This window comes from Halanaerobium sp., from assembly GCF_003070835.1.
On sequence record NZ_QBLR01000377.1, the window covers coordinates 1 to 2,971 of the forward strand.

The window sequence follows — 2,971 nt, forward strand, 5'->3', positions numbered from 1 at the left end:
GCCATTTTGTTTGGTGGACGCTGCCTGTAGGAAGATTGAAAGATTGGTTTTAAGCACAACTTTGGTTACAAATATCATCTATGAAGAAAAATATAAACCGGTTGGATTAATTTTAATACCAGGGCCAGGTCTGAGCCATAAACACCTCAAATACGGGGAGGAAAATATAATTTTAGATGGTTATATTGACCATCGAGGTCAAGAAGTTAAGTCAGTTTCAACTCAAAAAATTAAAGAGGGACTTAAGCGATTGCAGGCAGAGGGTATAGAAAATGTGGCTGTAGTTGGTAAATTTTCTGTCCGCAATCCGGCTCAGGAAGAAAAAGTAAAAGAAATAATTAGCCAGGGAGATTACAACTTTAATAATATAACTTTAGGTCATCAATTATCCGGAAATTTAAATTATCACCGCCGAATAATCGCTGCCTATTACAATACGGCAGTAAGCAGTGTTCACCAGAACTTTATTAATTCTATAGAAGCTTCTCTGCAGGCAAGGGAGATAAAAGCTGATCTATATTTACTTAAATGTGATGGGGGGACTGTTGATTTAGAAAACTCACGCGAAATTCCAATTAAAACAGTTAACTCTGGTCCTGCTGCCAGTATTATGGGAACTATGGTTTTAAATCAAAGTTCTCAAACAGGAATTGCTTTAGATATTGGAGGAACTACAACAGATTTTGGTCTTTTTATCAAGGGAGAAACTGCTTTTAAGCCAAAGGGGATTGAAATTGATAAGCATCCTACTCTAATTAGAGGGCTTTACAGTCATTCAATTGCTCTCGGAGGAGATAGTGAAGTCCAGGTTGAAGCTGGTAAAATAAAAGTTGGTCCTGAACGCAGAGGTCCAGCAGCGGCTTTAGGGGGACCGGCTCCAACTCCAACTGATGCACTTTTAGTCTTAGATCAGATTAAAGAAAATGAGGCAAAGCAGCTTGAGTTTGATCTAAAAAAAGCTGAAAATAAACTCTTAGCTTTGAAAAAAGAACTCGATCTAAATTTTTATTCAGATTATCTGCAGGGGGATGAATCTGAGCTGTGTCTGACTGCTCTGGCACAAATAATTATCGATCAAATAGCAGCAAAAATTGAAAAAACTATTGCTCAGATTTTAAAAACAATTAAAAACCAGCCTGTTTACACAATTAATGAATTATTAAAATCACCTGAAATAGAACCGGAATACATAATTGGGATTGGTGGTCCGGCTGCTTCTTTAACTGAGTTTTTGGCTGCTCAGCTGAACTTAAAAGCTGTAGTTCCCAAACATTCCAAAGTAGCTAATGCACTGGGAGCAGCTTTTGCCCATCCAACTATTGAAACAACAGTTAGAGCTGATACTGCCCGTGGTTGGTTGGATATAGTTGAAGCTGGAATTCACCGCCAGCTAAAAGATCGAAATTTTGACCTTCAAGATGCGGAAAGGCTGGCTCAAGAATGGACCTTAAAAAGATTTAAAGAAGAAAAATATCCTGTTGAAATTATCAGCAGAGAAAGTTTTAATGTAATTCGAAATCGAAGAAATAAAGGACAGATAATAGAAGTTAAAGCACAGATTAAACCAGGACTGATTGCTGATTTAAAAGGAGGTAAACTAGTAATATGAGGAATCCAAAAAAATTAAAAGCTAAAAATAAAGTTGGACTAATTTTCTTCCCTGCCTTTGACTGGGAAATCTCTCCAACCCATCCGGAAAGAAAAGAAAGACTGCTTTATACCAGAGACCAGGTTTTTGAAGAAGGTTTGCTTGATATTGAAGGGATTGTAGAATATAATCCTGAAATAGCTACCAATCAAGAAATACAGAGGGCCAATATCTGTGTTCCAGATGTTGATAGTGTGGCCTCTGAACCTCATAAAATTTCAGCTGGCGGAGCAATTAAAGCGGCTGATTTAGTTTTAGAGAAAAAAGTAGATAAAGCTTTTGCCCTGGTTCGACCTCCAGGACACCATGCTCATCGGGTGGTTCATGGAGCACGAGGCTTTTGTAATATCAATAATGAGGCAATTATGGTAGAATCAATTCGCAATAAGTATCCCAATAAAAAGATTGCTTTTGTTGATACTGATGCTCACCATGCTGATGGTACTCAAGAAATTTTTTATCATGATCCCAATGTACTTCATATTTCTCTGCACCAGGATGGGAGGACTCTTTTTCCTGGTACTGGTTTTGTTGACGAGCTGGGTGGTCCAACTGCTTATGCTAAAACTTTAAACATTCCACTACCACCAGGATGCTCTGATCAGGGACTGCTTTATGTTTTAAATGAATTTGTTTTACCTGTTTTAAATGATTTTCAGCCTGATTTAATTATTAATGCAGCTGGACAGGATAATCATTATTCTGATCCATTAACAAATATGAATATTTCAGCCAAAGGTTATGCAAAAATGAATGATCTTTTAGATCCTGATCTGGCTGTGCTTCAGGGAGGATATTCAATAGAAAGTGCTCTCCCATATATTAATGTTGGTTTAATTTTGGCGATGGCGGGTTTAGATTACAGTTCAGTAGAAGAGCCTGATTATGAGCCAGAACTTTTAAAAGAAGATCAGAGCCTAATGGCAGAAATTAAAGAGACGGTGGCTCAATTAAAAAAGATCTGGGAAAATAGAAACAGTAGAGATCTTAAAGAAGTCTATGGAGATTTCTCCAAATTTTACAGCAGAGATAAAAGTATATTTTATGATACAGCTGGAATCAATGAAAATCAGACCGAAAAAGTTAAAGTCTGTGATCAATGTCAGGGTTATTTGATAATTAATTCTAAAGCTGGAAGAAGTCGTTTTAGCAGCAATCAGATTAGGGCAGTTTCTATTCCAAAACTGGTTTGTGATCAATGTTATCAGGAAGCTAGAGCTAAATTTGAAGAATTAAAAAAAGAAGATGAACATGTTTATCTACAGGATTTAAAAGCAGATGAATATCTAAATAATTAAATGCACGCGGTGATTTGATAAAAAA

The 2,971-nt window shown here is 36.7% G+C and carries 2 protein-coding genes; both read left to right on the forward strand.

Annotated features, from left to right (window positions below; genetic code table 11):
- On the forward strand, positions 1 to 1,609 hold a 1,609-nt coding region (locus tag CI949_RS19280; protein WP_290769424.1), incomplete at its 5' end, for a hydantoinase/oxoprolinase family protein.
- Positions 1,606 to 2,946 carry a histone deacetylase gene (locus CI949_RS19285; RefSeq protein WP_290769426.1) on the forward strand — a complete coding sequence of 447 codons (1,341 nt, stop codon included), beginning with the start codon at positions 1,606 to 1,608 and terminating at the stop codon, positions 2,944 to 2,946. The genes CI949_RS19280 and CI949_RS19285, both read left to right, overlap by 4 nt.
- Positions 2,947 to 2,971 lie beyond the last annotated feature (25 nt).